Consider the following 23,299-nt stretch of genomic DNA (forward strand, 5'->3'; position numbering starts at 1 on the left):
GGGATCAGGCCTGTTGCTGGTCGGCCAGCCAGTTGGCGATCGTGACGAACTGCTCGAGGGAGAGATTCTCCGGGCGCAGGTTGCCATCGATGCCAAGCTCGGTCAGCTGGGCGTCGGTGATGAAGTTGGAGAAGCTGTTGCGAATGGTCTTGCGACGCTGGCCGAAGCCTTCGGTGCAGACCCGGTTCAGGCAACGAATGTCTTTCGCGACGATAGTCGGGTTCTTGTGCGGGATCAGACGCACCACGGCGGAATCCACCTTCGGCGCCGGCTTGAAGGCGCCCGGACCCACTTCCAGCACCGGCACTACCTGACAGTAGTACTGGGTCATCACGCTCAGACGGCCATAGGCCTTGCTGCCCGGGCCGGCGGCCAGACGCAGTACCACTTCCTTTTGCAGCATGAAGTGCATGTCCTCCACCCGGTCGGCAAATTCGCACAGGTGGAAGATGAGGGGGGTGGAGATGTTGTAGGGCAGGTTGCCGAAGATGCGCAGCGGCCCCTTGCCTTCCCCCATCAGGGTGCTGAAGTCAAAGCGCATGGCATCGGCTTCGATGACGGTCAGCTTCTCTTTCAGGGTGGGGTGTTCGCGCAGACGTGCGGCAAGATCCCGGTCCAGCTCGACCACGGTCATCTTGTCCATCTGGGCGGCGACCGGCTCGGTGAGCGCGGCCAGACCCGGGCCTATCTCCACCAGATTCTGACCCGGTTGCGGGTTGATGGCGGCCACTATCTGGTCGATCACATACCGGTCGTGCAAGAAGTTCTGACCGAAACGCTTACGGGCCGTGTGGCCCATGTGCACCTTACTGCTCATATCTTTTTTTCTCTACCATCTGGATGGCGTGGTTGATCGCGGTGGTGAGGCTGCCGGGGTCTGCCAGGTTCTTGCCTGCCAGATCCAGCGCGGTGCCGTGGTCCACCGAGGTACGGATGAAGGGAAGTCCGAGGGTGATGTTGACCGAGTTGCCAAAGCCCTTGTACTTGAGCACGGGCAGCCCCTGATCGTGGTACATGGCGAGTACCGCATCCGCATCCTTGAGGTATTTGTCCTGGAACAGGGTATCGGCCGGCAGCGGGCCGACCAGATCGATCCCTTCCTGGCGCAGGGCGGCCAGGGCGGGTTCGATGACATCGATCTCTTCACGGCCCAGATGACCCCCTTCCCCGGCATGGGGATTGAGGCCGCAGACATAGATCCGGGGCTGTTCGATGCCGAACTTGCGCTTGAGATCCGCATCCAGGATGCGGATCACCTTGCCAAGGCGATCCTCGGTGATGGCCTTGGCCACATAGGCAAGGGGAATATGGGTGGTCGCGAGGGCCACTCTCAGCCCTTCGGTGGCCAGCAGCATCACCACATCGGCGGTGTCGGACTGCTGGGCGAAGAACTCGGTGTGACCGCTGAACGAGACGCCCGCCTGGTTGATGATCCCCTTGTGCACCGGCCCGGTCACCACGGCGGCGAATTCGCCGCTCAGGTTGCCGTCGCAGGCGCGCTGCAAGGTGGCCAGCACATAGGCGCCGTTGCCCTCATCCAGCTTGCCTGGCACCACGGGGGCGCCGAGCGGCACGGGGCAGACGGTCAGAGTCCCCGCTCGCTGCGGACGGGTGGGGGCGCTTTCGTCATAGGGTTCAAGCTCGACGGGCAGCCCCAGCAGGGCGGCCCGTTCGCGCAACAGGGCGGGATCGGCAATCACCACCAGCTGATGGGGCCAGGCCCGCTGGGCAATCTGCAGGACCAGATCCGGACCGATCCCGGCCGGTTCACCCGGGGTGATGGCAAGCCGGTGGCAGCTCAGCTGTGCCTCGGCGTGCCCTGGATGCGCCTTGTTCATCTGCTTGTCGCCCATCAATTGGGTTCGATCTGGATGTAGGCTTCGTCGCGCAGCTCATCCAGCCAGGCCTGGGACTCTTCGGTGAAGCGGCGGTTGAAGATAAGCTGATAGGCGCGCTGCTCCTGGGCCTTGCCGGTGGCGTCCTGGCTGCGGCGATCTTCCAGTTGCACTATGTGCCAGCCGTGGCTGGTGCGGAAGGGTTCGCTGATCTGGCCCGGTTGCAGGCGGTTGACCATGTCGCGGAACTCCGGCACATAGACGTTGGGATCGGACCAGCCCAGCTCGCCACCCTGCACCGCAGAGCCCGGGTCTTCGGAGTACTTCTCCGCCATGCTGGCGAAGCTCGCCTTGCCGCTCTTGATGTCGTGCAGGATGCCGTCCAGGGTGCCCTTGGCCTTCTCCTCGCTCAGGATGATGGAGGGCTTGATCAGGATGTGGCGCGCCTTGACCTCGGTCTGCATGACCTGTTGCTGACCCTTGGTGTCGAAGATCTTGATGATGTGCAGACCGGCGCCGGAGCGCAGCGGGCCGACGATGTCACCCTTGCCGGCCCCTTGCACGGCTTCCGCCATCAGGGTGGGCATCTCCTGCGGGCTCAACCAGCCCCAGTCACCCCCTTCCAGCGCCTTGGGACCGTTACTCTCGGCAATGGCCAGCTTGCGGAAGTCGGCCCCCTCTTTCAGGGACGCCAGAATGCGCTCGATCTTGGCCTTGGCTGCGTTGAGCTGCTCGGCATTCGGGTTGTCCGGCAGCGCGACCTGGATATGGCCGATATGATATGACGTCTGCTGCTGGCCCTGTTTGCTCAGGGCCTCGACCACCTGCTTGACCTCCTGATCGGAGATGTTGATGCGACGGCGGACCTGGCTGCGGCGCACCTCGTTCATCAGGATCTCGCGGCGCACCTCCTCACGGTACTGGGCGTAGGTCAGGCCTTCCCGCTCCAGTTGGGCGCGCAGTTGCTCCAGGTTCATCTTGTTGTCGGCGGCGATGCTCTGAATGGCCTGTTCCAGCTGGGTGTCACTGATCTTGAGCCCCTGGCGCTCCGCCAGTTGCAGTTGCAGGCTCTCCTGGATCAGGCGATCCAGTGCCTGCTTGCGCAGGGTGACGTCATCGGGCAGGGACTGGCCGCTCTCCTGGGCAGAGGCCTTGACCTTTTGCACCAGGGCCTCCTGCTGACTGGCCAGCACCACATCCTTGTTGACCACGGCCAGCACCTTGTCCATCAGCTCGGGGGCGGCGAGGGCTCCCTGGCTCATGACTCCGAACAGGCCTGCGGTCAGCAGGGAAATCAACGTCTTCTTCATATCCATCTCTCAAGGCGTTTGCCAGACCGGTTACTGGTCTCGCAGGTTAAACGGACGAATGTAAGGCAGTGCTTCGGTGTCCAGGGAAGTGCCCTTGGAGCCGGTACCCACGCTACCCAATCCTTTCATTTCAAATTGAATGCCGAAACTGCGCTCGGCAGTGGATGTATTGTTCACGTTATCTGGCGTGTTGACCCATTCCAGGTTGAAGTTGATGCTCCAGCAGCAGGAGTCGTATTTCAGGCCCACTTTACGATCAGACTTCACGCTCTGATTGAGCTCTTTGTAGTAACCCCCGTAGAGGTGCCAGCGATCGTCCAGCGGGGTGGTCAGCAGCAGGCCGATCTGGTTGAGATCGGTAACCTCGTTATTGGTGTTAGGCACAATGTTGGCATCCCGCACGAAGCGATGGTTCAACTGGCTGATCAACTTCTCGTGACGGTACTCCAGGGCGCTGTTGGCAGAGCTTATCTGGCGCTGTTCCATATCATATTGTGCCCCCGCATGGGCATACCACTGCTCGTTGATCTTGGCGTCACCCTCGAACGACAGCGGGGAGCGGGTATTGGTGCTCAGCTCATCGCTGCTGTAAAGCTTGACCCTGGGCGCCACGAAGTCGAAGGCTTGGGCAACGGCCAACCGGATTCGTTCATCCCCGGCCGGATCATAAATGCGGGTGGTGACCCCCAAGGAGAGCCGGTTGGAGTCGCTGATGCGGTCCAGACCGGCGAAGCGGCGATCGCTGAAGAGGCTGTAGTAGTCCTGGCGCATGGTGGTGGAGTCATAGACACCGATGTTGTCCTGATCCTTGTAGGGCACATAGAGGTACTGGAATTCAGGCTCCAGGGTCTGGTTGGCTCCCTCACCAAACCACTGCTGATCCCGCTCGAAGGTCATGCCGCCCTTGAGACGGAACGAGGGCAGTACCCGGGTGATGGCCCCCTCTTCCAGAGTGACATTTTCTTGTTTCCCGGTTCTGGTATTGATGCCTTTTGACGTTGGATCAAATTTGTCACGGAATGCCTGGCTCATGTTGTCCGGTACCGTCTGGTCGTAACGGGTGTACATCAGCTTGTATTGGCTGTCGAGGAAGTAGCCCGCTTCGTCAACGAGGGGGATGGTCAGGGTGGGGGCCGTGTAGACCCGGGTGCCGGTGTAGGCTTCACCCTTGTTCTGCTCGATGGCCTGATCGTTGTTGTAGCCGAAGTTGGTCAGCTCGGTATTCCAGGCCAGATCGTACCAGCTGCCCTGCTGGTAGTAGTTGTGGTTGATGCGCGGCATCAGCTCGTGGGGCTGCTGGGCGCTGGCCAGCAGGATCTGGTAGGTCCGTACCTCGGCATCGAGGTTCCAGTTCTGCTGGTAGTAACCTGCCTTCAGGGATTGCTGCAACTGGTTGTCGACCTGGGTCCCCACCTTGGGGGTGAAGTCGTTGAAGTAGTTGTAGTCCTGGTCCCGTACCTTGGTGTAGTCCACCGACACCCGCATGGCGTTGTCCATGAACATGGAGGTGTGGCGGGCGCTCAGCAGGTAACGGTGACCGTCAGAGAGATGCTGATTGAGGTTGGCCGTCTCGTCGTACTGCTTGTCGTCCGCCAGGTTCTCGAAGTAGAGACTCCCCACGTGGGCCGGGTCCGGCATGTAGCGGAACTCGACCTGTTCCATCAGGCCCCGTCTGTCCATGAAGCGGGAGGTGATGGTGGCATCGTAGTTGGGGGCGATGTTCCAGTAGAACGGCTGGGTGATGTCCATGCCGTTCTTGGAGCTTTGGGTATAGCCCGGGTAGAGCAGACCGGTCTTGCGCTCATCCTTGATGGGGAAGTTGATATAGGGGAAGTAGAAGACCGGATAGTCATAGAGCCAGAGGCTGGCGTTCCAGGCCTCCCCGAATACCTCGGACTGATCGATGTCGATGCTGCCGGCCTTCAGGGTCCAGGCCTCCTGGCCCGGTGGGCAGGTGGTGTACTGGGCCCCTTCCAGAGTGATGTTCTGGTTGTTGTTGGTCATGGTCAGCTTTTCGGCGAAGCCGCGCACCGGTGAGCCATGGACCTGATACTTGCCCTCTTCCAGCTCGGAGTTCTTGGTGTCCAGGTTGGATTTCAGGGTCTTGTCGCTGGTGACCGTGATCTGGCCATCGTTGTAATAGATGTTGCCGATGGCGATGACATCCCGGCTCTTCTGGTCGAGCTGGGCATAGTCGGAGTCGAACTTGCGCACGCCCTGGCGCACCTTGACGTCACCCTCGTAGACGGCGGTACCGCCCTGCTTGGCCTCCAGGCGATCGGCATCCACCTCGACGGGCTGGGCATTGGCGTCCTGGCCCGCAGTGGGCTTCTCTATCTTGGGGACATAGTCATAGCAGAGGCTGTCGAGGATCCCGGTAGCGGGTGGCGCATTGAGTGGCGCTGCCTGGGCCATGAGCGGGCTCAGGGCAGGAACAAGGCTGATGGTCAGGGCGATGGGACAGGAGTATCCCAGTGTCCATTTTGTCATGTGAAAGGCTCGCGCAATCCGTAGTAAAAACGGTGGATTCAGGGCATGCATTTTATGTCAGGATCCATCGAGTTGACATTGCATGTCATTGCTTTATGTTAGCCGGCAATGATAAAGCATTATTGCGGCCAGGGCTAACAGCCAAGTGCTGCTTTCCAATTTGGTTCCCGACTCATGCACGATCGCGCTTCCCTGCTTTTGCAATGGGCTCGCCGGATTTCCGGTGACGCCAACCTCTCGTTGACGCTTATTTCCGGTGACGCCAGTTTCCGCCGCTACTTCCGGGGCGGCGGTCTGGTGTGGGTGGATGCTAATCCGAAAACCGAAAAAAATCATGAATTCGTTCGCAATGCCACCGCCCTGCACGATGCGGGGCTGCTGGCCCCCGAGGTAAAGGGGGTCGACTACGAGCAGGGATTGCTGGCGGTGACGGACCTGGGGGATACCCAGCTTATCGGCTGCCTGAACGAAGCGAGCGTACTGGCCTGGTATGGCAAGGCTATCGCCCTGCTGCCAAGGCTCGGCACTGTGGCGCTCGAGCTCGAGCCCTTCGATGAGGCCTTCATGGCCCGCGAAAATGCCATCTTCCCCGAGTGGTTGCTGGGACATCACCTACAACTGACCCTGAGCGATGAAGAGCTGCAGTTGCTGGCGGAGACCTTCGCCTGCCTCACGGCGAGCAACCAGGCCCAGCCACAAGGAGTGATGCACCGGGACTTCCACAGCCGCAACCTGATGGTGTGCGGCGGGATGAACCCGAAGGAGAGCGACCTCGCCCTTATCGACTTCCAGGACATGGTCATCGGGCCGCTGAGCTATGACCTGGTTTCCCTGCTGAAAGACTGCTACGTGCGCTGGCCGGACGCGGTGATCGAGCAGGGCATGCGACTTGGCTTCGACACCCTGCAAGGGGCCGGCCTGCTCGGCAATCTGGACTATGCCGCGTTTCGTCGCGCAGCCGATCTCACCGGCATGCAGCGCCATCTCAAGGCGGCGGGTCTCTTCACCCGCCTCTATCACCGCGATGGCAAGGCCGGCTACCTCAAGGACATTCCCCGTACCCTCGGCTATGTGGTCGATGTTTGTCGCAGCCATGGCGCCGCCTATCCGGTGCTGGCCCGCTTCGGCCAGTGGCTGGAGCAGGTGGTGCTGCCGGGATTGGCGCGCACCGGGGTGACACCATGAAGGCGATGATCCTGGCCGCGGGGCGGGGGGAGCGGATGCGCCCGCTCACCGATCTGCTGCCCAAGCCGCTGCTGGCGGCGGGGGGCAAGCCGCTCATCGTGCACCACATCGAGAAGCTGGCTGCTGCCGGGGTGACCCAGCTTGTGATCAACCACGCCTGGCTCGGACACAAGCTGGTGGCGGCCCTCGGCGATGGCAGTGCGCTCGGGGTATCCATCCACTGGTCGGCCGAAGAGAGCGCGCTCGAGACTGCCGGCGGCATCGTGCAGGCGCTGCCCCTGCTGGGCAGCGAACCCTTTCTGGTGATCAACGGCGATACCTGGCTCGACCTGGATTATCGCGCTCTGGTGAGCCAGCCGCTTGGGGAGGATCTCGCCCACCTCTGGCTGGTACCCAACCCTCCCCAGCATCCGCAAGGGGACTTCTCCCTGCAAGCGGGTCGGGTGCTGGACACCCCGGCCCTCACCTTCAGCGGCGTCGGTCTCTATCACCCCGCTGCCTTTGCTGGCTTGCCCTGCGGGGCGCGCAAGCTGGCCCCCCTGCTGCGCGACTGGATGGCGCAGGGACGGGTGGGTGGCAGCCTGCTGGCAGGCGAGTGGCGCGACATCGGCACCGTCGATCGGCTGCGCGAGCTGGACGAGAAACTGCTCGCCGGCACCCATTAACATCACGAGGTCTTGAACCATGCGTATTTGGGGCAAGGTGCTTGGCACCTTCTTCGGTTTTCTGCTCGGCAACATCTTCGGTGCGCTGCTGGGCCTGTGGATCGGCCATCGCTTCGATCGGGGCATGGGGATCCGCGGGGCCTTCCAGCGGGCACCCAGCCAGCAGCAACAGGCCGTCTTCTTCCATGCCACCTTCGCCGTCATGGGCCACATCGCCAAGGCGAGCGGCCAGGTCACCGAGCACGAAATACGGGTCGCGTCCAACCTGATGGACAGGATGCGGCTGGCCGGAGAGCAGCGGGTACGGGCTCAGGAGTCGTTCCGCCTTGGCAAGGAGGCGGACTTCCCCCTGCGCGAGACCCTGGCGGAGTTTCGCCAGGCGAGCCTGGGGCAGCGCGACATCCTGCGCTTCTTCCTCGAGGTCCAGCTGCAGGCCGCCTTCGCCGACGGTCAGGTGGAGGCGAACGAGCGGGCCATCCTGCAAACCATCGCCGACGAGCTGGGGTTCAGTCGCATCGAGCTGGCCCGCATTCTGGCCATGGCCGAGGCCCAGATGAACTTCTTCCACCGTCAGCAACAGCAGGGCGGTGGCCAGGGGCAGCAATACCGTCAGGAGCCCCCCTCCCGGGATCGCCTCAAGGATGCCTATCAGTTGCTCGGGGTGAACGAGAGCGACAGCGATCAGGAGATCAAGCGTGCCTATCGCAAGGAGATGAGCAAGCATCACCCTGACAAGCTGGCCGCCAAGGGATTGCCCCCCGAGATGATGGAGATGGCCAAGGAGAAGACCCAGGAGATCCAGCAGGCCTGGGAGTGGATCCGTGAGGCCCGCGGCATTCGCTGAGCCCTGATCCCGCCATAAAAAAATGCCCGTCGATGACGGGCATTTTTGTTTTCAGAGTCTGGTTTTTCTTTTCATGGAAGAAAAATCAGTGGGCATCGACCCAGACAAACTTGAGGACGAAGAGCAGGGCCACCACCAGCACGCAGGGGTTGATCTCTCGCCAGCGGCCGGTGCCCGCCTTCATCACGCAGTAGGAGATGAAGCCCACGGCGATCCCCTCGGTGATGGAGAAGCTGAACGGCATCATCACCGCGGTCATGAAGGCCGGCACCGCTTCGGTCAGGTCTTCCCACTTTACCCGGGTCAGCTCGGAGCACATCAGCACGCCCACGTAGATGAGAGCCCCCGCCGCGGCATACGCCGGTACCATGGCGGCGACCGGAGAGAAGAAGATGGCCAGCAGGAACAGGATGCCCACCACGATGGCGGTCAGGCCGGTGCGACCGCCGACGGCGACGCCGGAGCTGCTCTCGATGTAGGCCGTCACGGACGAGGTCCCCATGAAAGCGCCGCCGACGGAGCTGACGCTGTCCACCACCAGGGCCTGCTTCATGCGCGGGAAGTGCCCCTTGTCATCCGCCAGCTTGGCGCGGTTGGTCACGCCGATCAGGGTGCCGGAAGAGTCGAACAGGTTGACCAGCATAAAGGAGAAGATGATCCCGGCGAGGCTGATGTCCAGCGATCCCATCAGATCCAGCTGGCCGAAGACCGGGGCAATGCTCGGCGGCACGGAGACGAAGCCCTTGAAGGTGACGTCGCCGAACAGCCAGCCCAGGGTGGTGGTGACGACGATGGCGATCAACACGGCTGAGTGGACGCCGCGGGCGGAGAAGATGCAGATGAGGAAGAAGCCGAGCAGCCCCAGCAGGCAGGGCAGGGAGGTGAGGTTGCCCACGGTCACCATGGTGGCGGGGCTCGCGACCACGATGCCGGCATTGTGCAGGCCGAGCAGGGCGATGAGCAGACCGATGCCGGCGGTGATGCCGACCCGAAGTGTCAGGGGAATGTTGGCGATGAGCCAGTAGCGTACCCGCAGCAGGGTCAGGATCAGCAGGCCCAGCGCACCCCAGAAGATGGTGCCCATGCCCACTTGCCAAGAGTAGCCCATGCCGGCCACCACCACGAAGGCGAAGAAGGCGTTGAGGCCCATGGCGGGAGCCAGGGCGATGGGCAGGTTCGCCAGCAGACCCATCAGGATGCTGCCGATGCCGGCGATGAGGCAGGTGGTAACGAACACGGCCTGGGTGTCCATGCCTGCCGCAGAGAGGATCTGCGGGTTGACGAAGACGATGTAGACCATGGTCAGGAAGGTGGTGATGCCGGCGATCACCTCGGTGCGGGCCGTGGTGCCATGACCGCGCAGGGCAAACAGGCGCTCGAGCAATCCATGCCCGGCAGCCGGGCTGGCGGTCTGCCCGGTAGCGTGATGTGGTTGATTCATGTTGGATTCCAATGGGTGACGTGAAATAGGCAGCAGGGGGCCCGGCCCATCCATGCGGGGCGACGGACCCTGATTCTGGCGGTGAAGTGACCAGACTCGTACTGATACCGTGACAGCGCGCACATTTTCACACAGGCGGCCAGGTTTACAAACCCCGGATGTGCGAGGCGGATCAATGAATAGAGTAAAAATTCAAACGTTTTCCCTCAGAGGCAGGAGAAAGGGGACCAATAGAGCCCCGTTTCCACATCGGGATCAACGGTTTTTCTGGTAGCGTTCGATAAGCTGGCTCAGCACGGCATCGCTCTGCTCCAGCAAGGGATCGAGGGTCAACCCCATGCGTTGCAGCAGCAGGGTGGCCTGGGTTTCGCTCAAGGGGCGGCTATCGAGGAAATAGGCCTGCTCGGCCAGTTGCTTGTCATGGCGGGGCAGCAGTACCCAGTGCACCCGTCGGGGTTCGATGGCGGCGAGGATCCGGTTGGCGGCCGCGCAGAAGGTATCGATGTGCTGCTTGCCATCCGGCCCCAGGCAGCCGGGTTCGAGCCGGATCTGGATGGTGAGTCTGGTGGTGGAGGCTTGGGTCATGGGTCGCTATCGCTGGGGTAGAGGTGGAGATTGTAAGTCAGAAGAGGCAAAAAAGGGGAGCCTCGGCTCCCCTTGTGACGTCATGCCTGGCGGCGCGGCTGTTGCCTCGCCTTACTTGGCGATGCGCTTGTACTTGGCGCGGCGCGGCTGGATAGCCTCGGCACCGTAGGTCTTCTTCTTCCACTCTTCGTATTCGGTGAAGTTGCCTTCAAAGAATTCGATCTTGCCCTCGTCCTGGTAGTCGAGGATGTGGGTGGCGATGCGGTCGAGGAACCAGCGGTCGTGGGAGATGACCATGGCACAGCCGGGGAACTCCAGCAGAGCGTTCTCCAGGGCGCGCAGGGTTTCGATGTCCAGATCGTTGGTCGGTTCATCCAGTAGCAGCACGTTGCCGCCGGTCTGCAGCAGCTTGGCCAGGTGCAGACGACCGCGCTCGCCACCGGAGAGCTCGCCAACCCGCTTCTGCTGGTCGGAACCCTTGAAGTTGAAGCGGCCGATATAGGCACGGCTCGGGAACTCGTAGTTGCCGATGCGCAGGATATCCTGGCCGTCGGCGACTTCCTCGAACACCGTCTTCTTGTCGTTCATCTGGTCGCGGAACTGATCCACCGAGGCCAGCACCACGGTGTCACCCAGGGTGATGGAACCGGAGTCCGGCTGCTCCTGACCCGACATCATGCGGAACAGGGTCGATTTACCGGCACCGTTCGGGCCAATGATGCCGACGATGGCGCCCTTCGGAATGGAGAAGGAGAGATCGTCGATCAGCTGGCGGTCGCCATAGGACTTGCAGAGGTTGGCCACCTCGACCACCTTGTCGCCGAGGCGGGGTCCGGGCGGAATGAACAGCTCGTTGGTCTCGTTGCGCTTCTGGTAGTCGTTGGTGTTGAGCTCCTCGAAGCGAGCCATACGGGCCTTGGACTTGGCCTGACGGCCCTTGGGGTTCTGGCGAACCCACTCCAGCTCCTTCTCGATGGACTTGCGACGGGCCGCTTCGGAACTCGCTTCCTGGGCCAGACGGGCGTCTTTCTGCTCCAGCCAGGAGGAGTAGTTGCCTTCCCAGGGGATGCCCTCGCCACGGTCCAGCTCCAGGATCCAGCCCGCCACGTTGTCGAGGAAGTAGCGGTCGTGGGTGATGGCCACGACAGTGCCCTCGTAGTCGTGCAGGAAGCGCTCCAGCCAGGCCACGGATTCCGCATCCAGGTGGTTGGTCGGTTCGTCCAGCAGCAGCATGTCCGGCTTTTCCAGCAACAGGCGGCACAGGGCCACGCGGCGGCGTTCACCCCCGGAGAGGTGCTTGATCTGGGCATCCCAGGCCGGCAGGCGCAGGGCGTCGGCCGCGCGCTCCAGCTGGTTTTCCATGTTGTGGCCGCCCTGGGCGGCGATGATGGCCTCCAGCTCGCCCTGCTCGCGGGCCAGCTTGTCGAAGTCGGCATCCGGATCGGCGTAGGCCGCATAGACCTCGTCGAGGCGCGCCATGGCGCGTTTCACCTCGCCCACCGCCTCTTCGACCGCCTCGCGCACCGTCTGCTCCGGATCCAGCTTGGGCTCCTGGGGCAGGTAGCCGATCTTGATGCCGGGCTGCGGGCGGGCTTCCCCTTCGATCTCGGTGTCGATCCCGGCCATGATGCGCAGCAGGGTGGATTTACCGGCGCCGTTCAGACCCAGCACGCCTATCTTGGCGCCCGGGAAGAAGGAGAGGGAGATGTTCTTGAGAATATGACGCTTGGGCGGCACTACCTTGCCGACCCTGTTCATGGTGTAAATAAATTGAGCCATTGGCTAATTCTCTTTAATTTACAGGTTGTTATTGTGTTGCTTTGAAATCTTGGGGCTGTATTGGGGCCAAATCAGAAAAGCTGGCCCCAAGCCTGCCCCAAACCCTGTCCGCTTCGTCGCGGTCTTGCTCGGGGATCCATTTGCCATAGACTGTTCGCACCATGGTGCTGTCCTCGTGCCCCAGGTATGACGCAACCCATTCAGGGTTGGCGCCCGCGGTTAGCATCCAGCAAGCAAATGTATGGCGCATATGGTATTGGGTTCGGCGGCGAATGCCAGCCCTCTTTATCAACCTGTCCCATTTGTCGCCCAAGGTGAAGGCTGTGTAGCAGATACTGAGCCCGGGCGTCTTGCTGGTGACGTCTGGACTAAATACAAACGTGACCTTCTCGTCGACCTGCCGGCGGTCCCTCAACGTCTTCTTGATGTAATGGGACTGGCGCATGGCTGTCATTGGCCGCATGCGCTTCAGCGCCTCGATTGCAGGGGGCAGGAGTACAATGGTTCGCTCATGTCCGGTCTTCGGTACCTTGAAGTTGCGGGCCTGGGTGATGTTGCGGCGGATTTGGAGCTCCCCGCGCTCCAGGTCAACATCCTCCCATGCTAGGGAGCAGAGCTCCCCAGTACGCATGCCTGTCCAGCATGCGAGCTGGATCCACATCGCATCCATATCGTGCCGAGCTGCTTCCTGCAGGCGCCGGAACTCATCTTGATCAAAAGGGTCTGGTTTATCCCGGATCACTTCCACCTTGGTCAGCACTGAAGAAAGGTCCTGGTGGGTGTAGCCGTTCTGCTTGGCGAAGTTGAACAGCCCAGCGGCGACCATCATGTAGTAGTTGACCGATCTCGGAGCCAAGGGCTTGCTGGTTCTGTTCCGCGGCTCGGTCATCAGGTACCGGCGCCATTGTTGCAGGTCTTCGGTCCGGAAGGTGCTGACGATCCGGGTGTGGTCCAGGTCGGCGGCCATCATCCCCAGAATGGAGCGATAGCGACCACGGGCGTTATCGCCGATGTCCACATCCTTGATCTTCAGGTAGTGCTCCACTAGGTCACCTAGCGAAATGTCACGGCTTGCAGTCGTGCCAGCGAACCGGTGGGCATTCTTGCTGTCTGGGAAGTGCTTGGCGTAGTCGAACACCCCGATGGCAATCTCGTGCAGGATGGCCTCCCGTTTTCGGGAGGCATGCTTGATGTTGGCTTTGGTGGCCGGCATGTTGAGCGTTTCCCGGCATCGCTTGCCGTGGAAGCGGAAGTCGATGCGAAGGCTCTTGCCGTGTAGTTCGACACCTGGTGTTACCGCAACGATGTCGATCAGTTCTTGGTTCCGGTCAGCCAATCCTCATATCTCCGCCAGTGATAGACATACTTCCCATCCGGGGCCAACTTGTAGTGGACCCCCTCTATAAGCTGGCCCTTCTTCCGCTTCTCGCTGATGGCCTTCTCAGTGTACCCGAACATCTCCCCCAAAACTCGAGGCAGAACCCAACTGGGGCGTTCCATCACAACCACTTTCTGATGCATATTCATGTCTCCTTTACGCCTCACTGCGAGAAGAGCGGCCCCATGGGGCCACTGTCTTTCGTTGGCCTAGAACGGCAGATCGTCGTCATAATCGATGGGTGGTTCGGTGTAGACCGGCGACTGCGCCGGTTGTTGGGTTGGCCTTGGCTGACCGCTTGCTCCCTGCTGTTTCCCTCCTCCATTCCCTCCCAACATCTGCATCACACCGGTGAAGCTGTCGACCAGCACCTCGGTGGTGTAGCGTTCCTGTCCGCTCTGATCCTGCCATTTGCGAGTCCGCAGTTTTCCCTCCACGTAGACCTGGGAGCCCTTCTTCAGGTGCTTCCCTGCCACTTCAGCCAGCACTCCCATGAACACTACTCGGTGCCACTCGGTACGTTCCTTCTGCTCGCCGGTCTGCTTGTCGCGCCAGCTTTCGCTGGTGGCCAGAGAGAGGGTGGCGATCGCCATGCCACCCGAGGTGTATCTGATTTCAGGATCCTGACCCAGGTTGCCGATCAGGATGACTTTGTTGATGCCTTTCATTCATTACCCCGCGACACTTGTCCTTCTGCCAGCTGCATCTGTTCGGCATCCCGGATACAGTCATGAAGTGAGTGATGGGGGACGAACCAGTCTGGCTTTTGCCACTCATCCAGATACCCCTTGCTGCCACCAGATAGCGCATCGATGTAGGTCCGTACATCCCGCACCTGGTTGTATTTCCATGGAACCGGCAGGCTGAAGTCCTCGAACAGGGAGACCAGAATCGGCGGATCAAAGTCGGTGCCGCGGGCAAAGGGCTGTGCTCCCTTCATGAAATCGGAGAGCAGGATCAGCGCCTCCCGCACCGGGGTATTGCTGCCGTTGATGATACCGTCACGGGCCTCTTTACCCTGCTTGTTCCACCAAGCCACCGTCCCCGGGTCAACGGTGCGACCCGCCAGCAACTGCTCGGTCACATTCAGCTTGAGGTGCAGGACGTTCTCGCCCTCGGTGGAGAGGCGGCCATTGTCGATGGTGATCCCCACCTCGGCATCGTGCTTGTTGAAGCGGACGGCAGAGAGAGTGAGCACCACCGCCTTCTTGTCCATGGCCAGGGTTTCGGTATCGAATACCACGGTGTCGCCCTGATACCGCTCGGCTTTATCGTTCATGTCGTGATTTCCTCTGGACGGTCAGCTGTTCGTGATGGTTGCAAGCAGGGCATGGATTGCGTTGATTGATACCGCCTTGTCCGCATCAGGAGCAGGAAGGGATCGCATAACCCCCTCCATCTGGCGCAACTCGGCCTCGGTGTTAACACCGATCAAGCCAGCCAGCGCCGAGCGCAGCAAGGCAATGTCAGCCTCGGCCTTTCGCAGCGGATGCGCCTTGCACACTTTGATGTGATCGGTCAGGACTTGGCTGCCATGTGCCGGGGTATCCTGCGGATATTCGTGGCCACAATACACACAGGTGAGAATTCTTTCGTTCATGTCGTGTTTTCCTCTAACCATTCTGTTCGCTTGATGCGACCGCCCAGCGATAGCCGCCGTGGGTCGCCTGGGAGTTATTCAGGCAGCGGGTGATGCCGACTCGAATAAAACCGCCAACACGCTCGGCATCGGTGATGCTGGCGAACCTGACGGTTTGCTCTTTATCGTTGGTGCCGATCACCGGGGTCTTGTGCCACCGCGGTGGCTGAACCTGGTCAACATAGAGACGGCGAGCATGCCGTCCCTTGCCGTTGTCGTCGGTAATGCGGCCATGCTCTACCCGGGTGGTGAAGCGTGGCTCACGCTGGATCTGGCTGATCAGTACGCTGGCCTTGATCGCGGTGATAGAGAAGGCCGTCGCCACCTCTCCACACAGGGCGCCCTCTTCCCTGGCGTGAATCCATTCGGCCACGTCTTGGACGATGCTCATGCCATCACCTCATTCACTCGGGTAATGGCGTTGATCATCACGCTCTTTTGCGTGACGGGGCTGAGGGTCGGCTCGTTATGCAGGGCGTTCAGTAAGGCGATGACGGCCTCCTGGCGGTGCAGGTCGAGCATGGTGAAGGCTTCTGTGAAGTTGTATCCCTCAACCTGCTTCAGAGTGGAGACAGCCTTACGCAGCAGCACCTTGGTTTCCTCGTCCAAAGTGGTGTATTCGTCCATGAGCTGCTCATCGCTGACTGAGATGGCGATCGCTACCTCCCGGGCGGTGTAGTGCTCCTTGGCGCCGTAGAGCACGGTCAGCACGGCGACGAAGCACGACCACTCGGCGCCACCCAGATTGAGCTCGTCGTTCTGGTAGTCGAAGGCCCAGTCCTCGAGCGGCTTGGTGCTGGGTTCCTCGGTTGGGTGGTGGGCATCCAGCAGCTCGAGCTTCCGCTCTGCATGGTTTGGCTCTGGGCTGGTGGCTTCGGCACTCTGCGCCAACAGCTCGGCGGCCAGGGCGGTGGCCAGTTCCAGCAGATCGCCTGGGGCCGTCAGGTTGTCGATGATCCAGGCAGCCAGCTCTGCAGTCCTGGCCGGTGTCAGGATGTCCGCATCGTCGATCTGGTAGATAACCCCCTTCACTGCGGGGTGGCGTTGCCAGTGGGGCAGGGTGGGGGAACGACTCTCTTCTGCGACAAAGCCCTGATGGATAGGCTTGCCGGCCAGCAGGTTGGCGACGGCCAGATCGAGCCGATAGAAGATCTCGGAGAGTGGATAAGGCTCGTCCAGCCAGCCTTGCACATAGCCCCTGACCGTATCCTGTTGCTCTTCGCCGAGATCAACGCACTCAATTTGCTTGGCCATGATGCTGGTGGCGTCGGCATAGCCCAGTTCGGCCGCCGCCGCGGCGCTGGCCTCGTTATCGTCGGCTGCTGGTGGTTCCCCCGCGGCCGGTTCTGTTTCGGCGGGTTGCTCCTGGGTGACCACGGGGGTCAGCTTGGGCGTGGCGTTACGGATAACGTGATCGGCGGCCAGGGTGAGCTCCACCGCTTGCCGGTGGATCATGTCGAGGATGATGGTGCCGGTGGTGATGAGGTCGTCACGGCGCAGGCGTGCCTCGGGGCGGCGCTCGCCTTGCCAGCCGGCGTCGAAGATCACCACGGCTGAGGCAAAGCCGCTGGAGCTGGGCTTGTCCTTCTTCGGGTCGCGGGGCACGTACCAGCTCGGTACCTCAAAGCCGATGCGCCCGCTGATGAACTGGATGAAGTCGGCATCTTCTGGCCACCAGGTTTCGCTGGTGGCGGCCTTGATGAGCAACATGATCTTGGCGCCCAGCGCCCGTTGCTCGCGGCAGTAGTTGAGGATGGCCTCCATCCCGGTGATGGGGTTCCCCTCGCTATCCGTACAGGGGCGCGAGTAGGGCGGGTTGGCGTAGGCAGCGCCCCCCAGGCGGCGCAGGTCGGCGGCCAGCTCCTGGGTGAGGGCGTTGTCTTCGGCATCGTAGTAGTGCGGCACCAGGTGGTTGCAGTCGTCGGCAAACATGTCGAGCACCACCGGCCCCAGGGTGGGGGCGAACTGGTGGAACAGGCCCCAGGCCAGCGCCTTGGGGGTCTGCCACTGATCGCCGATCTGCTTGAGCTCGTGGTCAGGATGGGCCTGCAGTTCGGCCAGCGCTTGGGCGTAGTGGTTCATGCCTCCACCTCGGGGCTGGTGGGGTACCAGGCAAATCCGTCTTCGGCTTGGCGGATAACCTTGCCGCACTTCATGGCGAGGTTGAATTCGGCGGTGGCGCCTTGGGAGTTAATCCAGGCAGGCAGCATGATCACCTCATCAGCCATCATCACCATGGGGCAGCAGAGCTGCATGTATTGCTGCTGGGTGAGGCCGTCCGGCAGGGTTGCCGGGTTGAGTACGACGTGGCCTTTTTGCTGCTGGTGTAGCGCTTCGGTGTTGAAGGCAGGGCGGTTGTATTCCGGCAGGCCAGACATTGGCCCTGCGATGTAGACGATTTTGCGTTGTTGGTTCGACATGGTTCATCCCGTTTACTGGTGTATCTGGGATGAAGTATAAGTAGGCTTACATTGTTGGTGCAAGCAAAAAGTAAGAGTTCTTATATTTTGTGGTGTAAAAAAGCCCACCGCGCTGGTGGGCTTGAGTGCAGTAGTTTCTATTTCACGGCCTGAAGTTGTTTTGCAACATCTCTAGCCACTTGGGAGGCAACATCGTCCCAAGCTGCTTCCAAGATACCTGTAGCGCTCATACCGCCTATGGATGGATCATTTTTACGTGAGAAATAGGTTTTCACCCACTGACTTTTGCCCAAGGTAAGCTTGGCTTTGAATGTTATCTCACCTACGTCTAGAGAGGGGGTTACATTAAATACGCCAGCTGAATACTCGAATTTTGACTTTGCTTCAATAACATCAATCAGTAAAGGAAGACCATTTGGAGAAACCTGAGTGAAAGCGCTAATGGCTTCACTGATCCTAGCTGCCATGGCGACACCGGTCGGAATCCGGGTTTGGGATGCGCTGCCCACATAGCCAGAAGCACCTTGAACATCGATCCTGGTTGGGAAGCTTGATGGGGCCCATGTGATCATGACCGCTGGCAAATCTCTATCTACAGCTTCTTTTTGGAGTTCTTGATATGTTGGATATGAGAGGCGGTTGTTGAATGGCAGCGTCACTGCACAACCACTGAGAACACTAATAGCTAGGGTTGTTATTAATAATGATTGAACTGTTTTCATATTAATCCTTTGTTTTTATTTTTAGAACCAATGTTATTTTTACAGATTTTTCTTAGCTTATAGAAAATAAAAGCATAAGACACCATTGTTGAATTTATGGTTGTTTAATTGGCTGTCTATTAAGAGCTGAATTGTTCAGTCCTTTCACTTATAACAGTTTTCAATCACTCCAAACTATTCCAGCAAGGTGATACATTGGAATTGTTATCTGCGCTTTCTTCTTCGGCGATGTTCAACCATAGTGCCGATGATTTGAATGGGCTGGCGATCCGAACGCATGGTGGCGTAATCGTCATTAAGCGGGGCCAGCTCGAAGATCTCTTTGCCGTCTTCGCTGTAGCCGCGGGGGCGGTACTTCTTGAAGGTGGCCTCTTCTTCGCCGTTCTTGGCAACCACGAAGTCACCAGGGTGGATCGGTTCGTCCGGGTCGATCAGCACCAGGTCCCCTTCGGTAAATTCCGGCTCCATAGAATTGCCCCGGATCACGATGGCAAAGGCGCGCTGTCCCAAGTCAAGATCGGTAGTGATATAGGCCATATTGCCATCGCACTCGCGGATCTCGTTCGGCGCTGTCCATACCCCTGCCTGCACATAGCTGATCACCGGGATCCGGTGAATGTCTGGCTGGGCCATCTCCATGTTTGGCGCGGCTGATTGCTCAATCTCTCCGCCGTAGAGGATGTAGTCAGGCGTCACCCCGAACAGCTTTGCTGCATTCAGCAGGTTCTCACCGCTCAGGTTTGTTTTATCGCTTTCCCACTGCACCACGCTTGGCGCTTTGATGCCGAGCATTTGCGCCAGCTTCACTTGGGTTAGACCGAGGCTTTTTCGAAGCCGCCTGATCCGATCTCCTACCGATTCCACACGCATCCCCTGAAAAATAAATATAAGTCATCTTATACCGCCTTGATAGAAGCATTCTTTCAATATACTATAAGAATACTTTTATTCAGGGGGCTGTATGACCAAGAACGAAGCCTTAAGCAAGTTCGGCGAAAAGCGAGCTGAGCAGGTCCAGCGAATGGCCGAAATGCTCAACATCAAGCGCGAAGCAATCTACCAGTGGGGTAACGAAATCCCTGAGCTGCGGGCCTATCAGATTGAGAAGTTAGAGCGTGAAGGCCTGTTACCTGTCGGCGCTGAGCGCCTTAACCAATCTGCTTGAGGCCATCATGACAGAAGCCAAAAAAACAACCACGAGAGTCAAGCGGGATCACTCCCATCTATCTGACCCTATTGACGCCGCGTATCAACTGAGTCGCCGCTACAACATCACCGACTTGGCCAAGCTGATGGGCTGCAAGCGGCCGACCACCCTGAACAACAAGTTCAACCCCCATTGCGAGGACCATCACCTGACCTTGTCGGAGGCGCTGGCGGTGACCGAGCTGACCGGTGACAACGCCATTTTGCAGGCCTGGGCGCTGGCGCGTGGCCAGATGCTGGTGGCCGTGCCGGAGTCGGCCGTCTCGGAAGAGGAGCTGGCTGATCAGGTGATGATGGTGGGGGAGGTGGTGGCAGCGGTATTTGCGGAGTACCGCGAGGCGCGGCAGGACGGGGTGATTGACCCCATCGAGCGGCAAGCTATCCGGGCTGCGGTGCATCGGGCCATCAGGGAGTTGTTGAGCCTGGATGAGACGGTGGCCAGTCAGGTGCGGCCGTTCCCGCAAGCAAAGGGAGAGAAGTGATGCAGGTACACAAAGAGAAGCCCCGCACTGCGCTAACAGTCGGGGCCGAGTTCAGAAACTTGGAGAGGTAACCGAACATGGACAAGAGTAGCCGACCAACAGTGCCTGCACAAGGCAAACGCCATTCATGCATTCCAGCCACCCTGCCCAAGCTGGTGGTCAGTCTGGGGGGCACCTTCCTGGTCTATGGCCATCTGCGCATTCCTGCCACCGCTGAGCAGGCCCGCCGTCACGCCGTGTGCCTGCAACAGCATTTGCAGGATCTGCAGGAGGTGGCCCATGCATCCTGAGCTGTTTATCGAGCGCAATGTGGCGCAGATCCTGACGGCGGGGGGATACACCCCTGATGTGGTACACACCGCAACCCAGGCGGCCCTGCGGCATTTTTGCACCACGCCGTGCTTTGCCAAGGGGCAGGCCTTTGCCAAGTGTCTGGCGGAGGGAAAGAAGATGGCCAAGTTGCTGCAACGCAAGCTGCGCCAGCAGGAGAAGGACGCCAAGAAGGCGGCCAAACCGACGCGAGTGAAGAAGGTGAGCCATGGGTGAGGTAGTCAGACTGGCGGCCCCGGTGGCCGCCCCTATCAACAGGAAGACGAGCAGCAACATGAGTGACAACCGTCGCAGTGGTTATGTGGTGTGCTGGCGTTCGTTGCTGCAAGCCGACTGGGCCCGCAATGCCACAAAGCTGGCGGCCTGGATGCGGTTGATCGGTCTGGCCGCCTACGAGGCGGGCTGTGTGCGCTACAAGGGCCGTGACTGGCACCTGATGCGGGGCCAGCTGGTGATCAGCGCAACCGAGCTGGGTCAGCAGTTGTGTGACGAGCGCGGGCGTGGTCTCGATAAGAAGTCGACCGAGCGCCTGCTTGGCTGGTTCGCCAAAGAGGGGATGCTGGAACTGCGTGGCACCCCGTGGGGCACCATCATCGAGATCTGCAACTACGACGACTATCAGGCCGCCCTGCAGCCGGTCAGCTCTAATTGCGAACCATTCGCAACAGAGCAGTTTGAGGGCGCGACATATGGGGCGCCCATCGGGGTGCCGGCCGTGGTGCCGTGTGTCCCGCCCAAAGCCTTTACCGATGCGGATTTGGGTGGTGATGCTGTCGCGCCAACTGTCTCGCCCATCGGGGCCCCGACCGTCACGACAACAGAACAAGAAGTAAAAGAATTAGATAGTACAGAGGATCTTAAACAGATCTCTTGTCCGGTTTCTGACGAAACCGAACGAGACCAGAAGCGCAAGGCCACCTTGGTGGTGAGCCAGGAGGCGAGGGCGGTGCTGGAGCACTTCAACGCTGTCGCCGATCGCCGCTATCAGACCAAGCCCACAGCCCTGCAGAACATCAACGCCCGTCTGGCCGACGGCTACTCGGTCGCCGACCTGCAGCTCGTGGCGGACTTCAAGACCGCGCACTGGGCTGCAGACCTGAAAATGAGCGAGTACCTGCGCCCGATGACCGTGTTTGCCCCACAGAAGTTCGACGGCTATCTGGCTGCTGCCAAGCGCTGGAACTCCATCGGCCGCCCGCGCTGCGTGAACGGCGAGTGGGAGGGCTTCGAGCGCAAGCGCCGCTTGTCCAATCTGGCGCAGGCCCAGCAGCATGCCCAGGCCATCATGGCGAACACAGGAGTCGGCTATGACGATAACACCATCCTCTGACGTGGCCGTGCTGCACCCAGATGGTCTGCCTGCCGACCAGCGCACTGCCGACCCGCTCGCCTTGTTCCTGGCCAATGAGCTGTTCCCGATGATGATCGCCTTCTGGCCTGCCAGCGCCAACCAGCTGGACAGCAATGCCGCCGGCACTGCCAAGGCATGGGCTCTGACCATCAAGGGTTTCCCTGTCGGTTTGGTCCGCGAAGCGGTACTGCAGCTGGCCGATGATGTTGACCGGCAGTTCGCCCCGCGCCCTGCCGACGTGAAGGCGCTCGTGTCGAGCATGATGCAGGCCGCCCAGCCAACCGCGCCAACCGGGCAAACCATTTCGATCCGGGCCTGCGAGATGATCGCCGAGGTCCGGGTGCTCAAGCGTGAGCGCACCGCCAGCGACGATCTGGTGGCGGCCGAGCTCGCCAGCCTGCAGGGCGAGCTTCGTCAGCGTGGCGTCACAGTGACAGGGAGGGTGGCGTGATGAACAGCTATTTCAACGGGGACGCCGAGCGCGATGTGCGTGAGGCACAGTTCTGCCGGGTCGCCATCTATTCGCCGGTGCGGGGCTGGGTGGGGGAGCGGGTACAGCTGGAGGTGTCGAACTCAGCGAAGACCCTGGGCCAGACCGATGCCGCCACTGGCGCCGGGCATTACCTGGTGATGGGGGGCGCGGAGCAAGCGCAGGCGGAAGCGGCGCGGATCCGGGGCTGTGCGGTGGCGCTGGTGAGGGTAGGGGCATGAGCGAACAGATGAATCACGCTCGCTTATCAGAGATTGCCTGCGCGTGGCTCAAGCGCCCCATGGGCAACAGGGGGCCAGCATGCCAGATCGCCATGATCGAGGTAGGTGGGCTCTATGGTGGTGAACGGGCAGATGCTTTGGGTTACCGCTGGGGTTGCAACGGCGGATCGGTTCTCGTCGAGGTGAAGGTTTCTCGATCTGACTTCCTCGCCGATGCCAAGAAGCCGCATCGCAACGGTGAGGTACTGGGGATGGGCACTTATCGGTACTACATGTGTCCTGAGGGCATCATTACCCTGGACGACCTGCCCCGTGGCTGGGGGCTGCTCTGGGTGAATAACCGCGGCCATGTGAAGTTGCTCGCTGGCCATGTCTGCATGCTTCAGGGGGCCAACGGAAGGGGAGCAGAGCAGGTCTGGGCTCATCAGAAGAATCACCGGCTTGAGCTGGAGATGATGGCTCATGTGCTGAGTCGAGTTGGCGATCCGGAGGTGATGAATCGTCGGCTACGTGATGCCGAACAGAAGGCGCAGCGCCTCGCTCGCTATCACGATGACTTCCACCGGCAAGAGCGTGAGATGAAGATGCTGAATTACCGGGTGCGGCAGCTCAATGAGCAGCTTGGTGTGGAAGAGGGGCAGCCATGATGCACTACTACGCCCAGCACACTCCAACCCGGGATCTGGATGCTCCGCTGCTGGGCATCGAGGAGCTGGAGAAGACCCGCCAGGCCGGGCTTTGTATCACGTTCGGCATGTTCATTTGGCATGAAGGCGGTTTTGACGAGTGGACCAGGGAAGTCGGCCTGGTCGTCGGTATGGCCCTGCGCAAGGCGAGCCGCCGGCCCAGGGAAGGGAGGGAGATGGGATGAACAAATTGATGGTGGTGCTGGTGGCCTATGCCCTGATGGCACTGGTGTTTGTGGG

The 23,299-nt window shown here is 60.5% G+C and carries 29 protein-coding genes; 12 read left to right on the forward strand and 17 right to left on the reverse strand.

What is annotated here, in order from left to right:
- Positions 1 to 4: 4 nt before the first annotated feature.
- The 4 genes from rsmA to lptD are packed head-to-tail and all read right to left on the reverse strand — an operon-like array spanning position 5 to position 5,635.
- Positions 5 to 817 (reverse strand): 16S rRNA (adenine(1518)-N(6)/adenine(1519)-N(6))-dimethyltransferase RsmA, encoded by an 813-nt coding sequence (gene rsmA / locus C3418_RS01135; protein WP_010673207.1) that lies wholly within the window; start codon positions 815 to 817, stop codon positions 5 to 7.
- Positions 807 to 1,802 carry a 4-hydroxythreonine-4-phosphate dehydrogenase PdxA gene (gene pdxA / locus C3418_RS01140; protein ID WP_080990077.1) on the reverse strand — a complete coding sequence of 332 codons (996 nt, stop codon included), beginning with the start codon at positions 1,800 to 1,802 and terminating at the stop codon, positions 807 to 809. The genes rsmA and pdxA overlap by 11 nt, the downstream gene beginning before the upstream one ends.
- Positions 1,803 to 1,852: 50 nt before the next feature.
- A complete protein-coding gene (surA, locus tag C3418_RS01145) occupies positions 1,853 to 3,145 on the reverse strand; it encodes a peptidylprolyl isomerase SurA (protein ID WP_052816417.1) in 1,293 nt (430 codons plus the stop codon).
- 30 nt (positions 3,146 to 3,175) lie between these two features.
- Positions 3,176 to 5,635, reverse strand: coding sequence for an LPS assembly protein LptD (gene lptD / locus C3418_RS01150; protein ID WP_103857816.1), 2,460 nt, complete (start codon positions 5,633 to 5,635; stop codon positions 3,176 to 3,178).
- Between the two features lie 174 nt (positions 5,636 to 5,809).
- Between lptD and C3418_RS01155 the strand changes: the two genes are divergently transcribed.
- The 3 genes from C3418_RS01155 to djlA are packed head-to-tail and all read left to right on the forward strand — an operon-like array spanning position 5,810 to position 8,329.
- Positions 5,810 to 6,820: an aminoglycoside phosphotransferase family protein gene (locus C3418_RS01155; RefSeq protein WP_052816415.1), complete on the forward strand. Its 1,011-nt coding sequence runs from the start codon at positions 5,810 to 5,812 to the stop codon at positions 6,818 to 6,820.
- Positions 6,817 to 7,485, forward strand: a complete 669-nt coding sequence (gene murU, locus C3418_RS01160) for an N-acetylmuramate alpha-1-phosphate uridylyltransferase MurU (protein WP_052816414.1) — start codon at positions 6,817 to 6,819, stop codon at positions 7,483 to 7,485. Before C3418_RS01155 ends, murU begins: the two co-directional genes overlap by 4 nt.
- Positions 7,486 to 7,504: 19 nt before the next feature.
- Positions 7,505 to 8,329 carry a co-chaperone DjlA gene (djlA, locus tag C3418_RS01165; protein WP_102948878.1) on the forward strand — a complete coding sequence of 275 codons (825 nt, stop codon included), beginning with the start codon at positions 7,505 to 7,507 and terminating at the stop codon, positions 8,327 to 8,329.
- Positions 8,330 to 8,414: 85 nt separating this feature from the next.
- On the opposite strand, the gene C3418_RS01170 is transcribed toward djlA, so the two are convergent.
- The 13 genes from C3418_RS01170 to C3418_RS01230 form a co-directional block, all read right to left on the reverse strand.
- Positions 8,415 to 9,770 carry an NCS2 family permease gene (locus C3418_RS01170; RefSeq protein WP_103244310.1) on the reverse strand — a complete coding sequence of 452 codons (1,356 nt, stop codon included), beginning with the start codon at positions 9,768 to 9,770 and terminating at the stop codon, positions 8,415 to 8,417.
- Positions 9,771 to 10,025: 255 nt separating this feature from the next.
- Positions 10,026 to 10,355 carry a hypothetical protein gene (locus tag C3418_RS01175; protein ID WP_103857817.1) on the reverse strand — a complete coding sequence of 110 codons (330 nt, stop codon included), beginning with the start codon at positions 10,353 to 10,355 and terminating at the stop codon, positions 10,026 to 10,028.
- Between the two features lie 111 nt (positions 10,356 to 10,466).
- A complete protein-coding gene (ettA, locus tag C3418_RS01180) occupies positions 10,467 to 12,134 on the reverse strand; it encodes an energy-dependent translational throttle protein EttA (protein ID WP_103857818.1) in 1,668 nt (555 codons plus the stop codon).
- Positions 12,135 to 12,162: 28 nt separating this feature from the next.
- Positions 12,163 to 13,470, reverse strand: a complete 1,308-nt coding sequence (locus C3418_RS01185; protein ID WP_050498206.1) for an Arm DNA-binding domain-containing protein — start codon at positions 13,468 to 13,470, stop codon at positions 12,163 to 12,165.
- Positions 13,446 to 13,661 (reverse strand): excisionase family protein, encoded by a 216-nt coding sequence (gene xisR / locus C3418_RS01190; protein ID WP_307773191.1) that lies wholly within the window; start codon positions 13,659 to 13,661, stop codon positions 13,446 to 13,448. The genes C3418_RS01185 and xisR overlap by 25 nt, the downstream gene beginning before the upstream one ends.
- A 60-nt stretch (positions 13,662 to 13,721) precedes the next feature.
- Entirely contained in the window at positions 13,722 to 14,180 is a 459-nt protein-coding gene (ssb, locus tag C3418_RS01195) for a single-stranded DNA-binding protein (RefSeq protein WP_103857819.1), read from the reverse strand.
- Complete coding sequence (locus C3418_RS01200; RefSeq protein ID WP_103857820.1) at positions 14,177 to 14,791, reverse strand: 3'-5' exonuclease; 615 nt, start codon at positions 14,789 to 14,791, stop codon at positions 14,177 to 14,179. The genes ssb and C3418_RS01200 overlap by 4 nt, the downstream gene beginning before the upstream one ends.
- A 21-nt stretch (positions 14,792 to 14,812) precedes the next feature.
- Positions 14,813 to 15,112 (reverse strand): hypothetical protein, encoded by a 300-nt coding sequence (locus C3418_RS01205; RefSeq protein ID WP_041205538.1) that lies wholly within the window; start codon positions 15,110 to 15,112, stop codon positions 14,813 to 14,815.
- Positions 15,113 to 15,125: 13 nt separating this feature from the next.
- Complete coding sequence (locus C3418_RS01210) at positions 15,126 to 15,542, reverse strand: hypothetical protein (protein WP_103857821.1); 417 nt, start codon at positions 15,540 to 15,542, stop codon at positions 15,126 to 15,128.
- Positions 15,539 to 17,233, reverse strand: a complete 1,695-nt coding sequence (locus C3418_RS24620) for a phage N-6-adenine-methyltransferase (RefSeq protein WP_258039719.1) — start codon at positions 17,231 to 17,233, stop codon at positions 15,539 to 15,541. The genes C3418_RS01210 and C3418_RS24620 overlap by 4 nt, the downstream gene beginning before the upstream one ends.
- Positions 17,230 to 17,571 carry a DUF4406 domain-containing protein gene (locus tag C3418_RS01220; protein ID WP_103857822.1) on the reverse strand — a complete coding sequence of 114 codons (342 nt, stop codon included), beginning with the start codon at positions 17,569 to 17,571 and terminating at the stop codon, positions 17,230 to 17,232. The genes C3418_RS24620 and C3418_RS01220 overlap by 4 nt, the downstream gene beginning before the upstream one ends.
- A 137-nt stretch (positions 17,572 to 17,708) precedes the next feature.
- Positions 17,709 to 18,293, reverse strand: a complete 585-nt coding sequence (locus tag C3418_RS01225) for a hypothetical protein (RefSeq protein WP_103857823.1) — start codon at positions 18,291 to 18,293, stop codon at positions 17,709 to 17,711.
- A 204-nt stretch (positions 18,294 to 18,497) separates the two neighbouring features.
- Entirely contained in the window at positions 18,498 to 19,157 is a 660-nt protein-coding gene (locus C3418_RS01230) for a LexA family transcriptional regulator (RefSeq protein ID WP_235687604.1), read from the reverse strand.
- A gap of 97 nt (positions 19,158 to 19,254) precedes the next feature.
- On the opposite strand from C3418_RS01230, the gene C3418_RS01235 reads away from it, so the two are divergent.
- The 9 genes from C3418_RS01235 (at position 19,255) to C3418_RS01275 (ending at position 23,244) form a co-directional block, all read left to right on the forward strand.
- The gene (locus tag C3418_RS01235; RefSeq protein ID WP_103857825.1) at positions 19,255 to 19,458 is read left to right on the forward strand and encodes a Cro/CI family transcriptional regulator; all 204 of its coding nucleotides are present in this window, start codon (positions 19,255 to 19,257) and stop codon (positions 19,456 to 19,458) included.
- Between the two features lie 7 nt (positions 19,459 to 19,465).
- Positions 19,466 to 19,981, forward strand: a complete 516-nt coding sequence (locus C3418_RS01240; RefSeq protein ID WP_103857826.1) for a phage regulatory CII family protein — start codon at positions 19,466 to 19,468, stop codon at positions 19,979 to 19,981.
- A gap of 77 nt (positions 19,982 to 20,058) precedes the next feature.
- A complete protein-coding gene (locus tag C3418_RS01245) occupies positions 20,059 to 20,271 on the forward strand; it encodes a hypothetical protein (protein ID WP_103857827.1) in 213 nt (70 codons plus the stop codon).
- Positions 20,261 to 20,527 carry a hypothetical protein gene (locus C3418_RS01250; protein ID WP_103857828.1) on the forward strand — a complete coding sequence of 89 codons (267 nt, stop codon included), beginning with the start codon at positions 20,261 to 20,263 and terminating at the stop codon, positions 20,525 to 20,527. The genes C3418_RS01245 and C3418_RS01250 overlap by 11 nt, the downstream gene beginning before the upstream one ends.
- A gap of 58 nt (positions 20,528 to 20,585) precedes the next feature.
- Positions 20,586 to 21,641, forward strand: coding sequence for a conserved phage C-terminal domain-containing protein (locus C3418_RS01255; RefSeq protein WP_258039722.1), 1,056 nt, complete (start codon positions 20,586 to 20,588; stop codon positions 21,639 to 21,641).
- Entirely contained in the window at positions 21,619 to 22,113 is a 495-nt protein-coding gene (locus C3418_RS01260) for a hypothetical protein (protein WP_103857830.1), read from the forward strand. Before C3418_RS01255 ends, C3418_RS01260 begins: the two co-directional genes overlap by 23 nt.
- Positions 22,113 to 22,373: a hypothetical protein gene (locus C3418_RS01265; RefSeq protein WP_103857831.1), complete on the forward strand. Its 261-nt coding sequence runs from the start codon at positions 22,113 to 22,115 to the stop codon at positions 22,371 to 22,373. The genes C3418_RS01260 and C3418_RS01265 overlap by 1 nt, the downstream gene beginning before the upstream one ends.
- Entirely contained in the window at positions 22,370 to 23,020 is a 651-nt protein-coding gene (locus C3418_RS01270; RefSeq protein WP_219812680.1) for a hypothetical protein, read from the forward strand. The genes C3418_RS01265 and C3418_RS01270 overlap by 4 nt, the downstream gene beginning before the upstream one ends.
- Positions 23,017 to 23,244, forward strand: a complete 228-nt coding sequence (locus C3418_RS01275; RefSeq protein ID WP_234676916.1) for a hypothetical protein — start codon at positions 23,017 to 23,019, stop codon at positions 23,242 to 23,244. Before C3418_RS01270 ends, C3418_RS01275 begins: the two co-directional genes overlap by 4 nt.
- The last annotated feature ends 55 nt before the right edge of the window (positions 23,245 to 23,299 follow it).

The sequence above is a fragment of the Aeromonas sp. ASNIH8 genome (assembly GCF_002919855.1).
GTDB lineage: Bacteria > Pseudomonadota > Gammaproteobacteria > Enterobacterales > Aeromonadaceae > Aeromonas > Aeromonas caviae.

Bases quoted from the DNA above. Each gene is read 5' to 3' on its own strand.
- rsmA (WP_010673207.1), bottom strand. From the start codon at position 817: ATGAGCAGTAAGGTGCACATGGGCCACACGGCCCGTAAGCGTTTCGGT.
- surA (WP_052816417.1), bottom strand. From the start codon at position 3,145: ATGAAGAAGACGTTGATTTCCCTGCTGACCGCAGGCCTGTTCGGAGTC.
- lptD (WP_103857816.1), bottom strand. From the start codon at position 5,635: ATGACAAAATGGACACTGGGATACTCCTGTCCCATCGCCCTGACCATC.
- C3418_RS01155 (WP_052816415.1), top strand. From the start codon at position 5,810: ATGCACGATCGCGCTTCCCTGCTTTTGCAATGGGCTCGCCGGATTTCC.
- murU (WP_052816414.1), top strand. From the start codon at position 6,817: ATGAAGGCGATGATCCTGGCCGCGGGGCGGGGGGAGCGGATGCGCCCG.
- djlA (WP_102948878.1), top strand. From the start codon at position 7,505: ATGCGTATTTGGGGCAAGGTGCTTGGCACCTTCTTCGGTTTTCTGCTC.
- C3418_RS01170 (WP_103244310.1), bottom strand. From the start codon at position 9,770: ATGAATCAACCACATCACGCTACCGGGCAGACCGCCAGCCCGGCTGCC.
- C3418_RS01175 (WP_103857817.1), bottom strand. From the start codon at position 10,355: ATGACCCAAGCCTCCACCACCAGACTCACCATCCAGATCCGGCTCGAA.
- ettA (WP_103857818.1), bottom strand. From the start codon at position 12,134: ATGGCTCAATTTATTTACACCATGAACAGGGTCGGCAAGGTAGTGCCG.
- xisR (WP_307773191.1), bottom strand. From the start codon at position 13,661: ATGAATATGCATCAGAAAGTGGTTGTGATGGAACGCCCCAGTTGGGTT.
- ssb (WP_103857819.1), bottom strand. From the start codon at position 14,180: ATGAAAGGCATCAACAAAGTCATCCTGATCGGCAACCTGGGTCAGGAT.
- C3418_RS01200 (WP_103857820.1), bottom strand. From the start codon at position 14,791: ATGAACGATAAAGCCGAGCGGTATCAGGGCGACACCGTGGTATTCGAT.
- C3418_RS01205 (WP_041205538.1), bottom strand. From the start codon at position 15,112: ATGAACGAAAGAATTCTCACCTGTGTGTATTGTGGCCACGAATATCCG.
- C3418_RS01210 (WP_103857821.1), bottom strand. From the start codon at position 15,542: ATGAGCATCGTCCAAGACGTGGCCGAATGGATTCACGCCAGGGAAGAG.
- C3418_RS24620 (WP_258039719.1), bottom strand. From the start codon at position 17,233: ATGAACCACTACGCCCAAGCGCTGGCCGAACTGCAGGCCCATCCTGAC.
- C3418_RS01220 (WP_103857822.1), bottom strand. From the start codon at position 17,571: ATGTCGAACCAACAACGCAAAATCGTCTACATCGCAGGGCCAATGTCT.
- C3418_RS01225 (WP_103857823.1), bottom strand. From the start codon at position 18,293: ATGAAAACAGTTCAATCATTATTAATAACAACCCTAGCTATTAGTGTT.
- C3418_RS01235 (WP_103857825.1), top strand. From the start codon at position 19,255: ATGACCAAGAACGAAGCCTTAAGCAAGTTCGGCGAAAAGCGAGCTGAG.
- C3418_RS01240 (WP_103857826.1), top strand. From the start codon at position 19,466: ATGACAGAAGCCAAAAAAACAACCACGAGAGTCAAGCGGGATCACTCC.
- C3418_RS01245 (WP_103857827.1), top strand. From the start codon at position 20,059: ATGGACAAGAGTAGCCGACCAACAGTGCCTGCACAAGGCAAACGCCAT.
- C3418_RS01250 (WP_103857828.1), top strand. From the start codon at position 20,261: ATGCATCCTGAGCTGTTTATCGAGCGCAATGTGGCGCAGATCCTGACG.
- C3418_RS01255 (WP_258039722.1), top strand. From the start codon at position 20,586: ATGAGTGACAACCGTCGCAGTGGTTATGTGGTGTGCTGGCGTTCGTTG.
- C3418_RS01260 (WP_103857830.1), top strand. From the start codon at position 21,619: ATGACGATAACACCATCCTCTGACGTGGCCGTGCTGCACCCAGATGGT.
- C3418_RS01265 (WP_103857831.1), top strand. From the start codon at position 22,113: ATGAACAGCTATTTCAACGGGGACGCCGAGCGCGATGTGCGTGAGGCA.
- C3418_RS01270 (WP_219812680.1), top strand. From the start codon at position 22,370: ATGAGCGAACAGATGAATCACGCTCGCTTATCAGAGATTGCCTGCGCG.
- C3418_RS01275 (WP_234676916.1), top strand. From the start codon at position 23,017: ATGATGCACTACTACGCCCAGCACACTCCAACCCGGGATCTGGATGCT.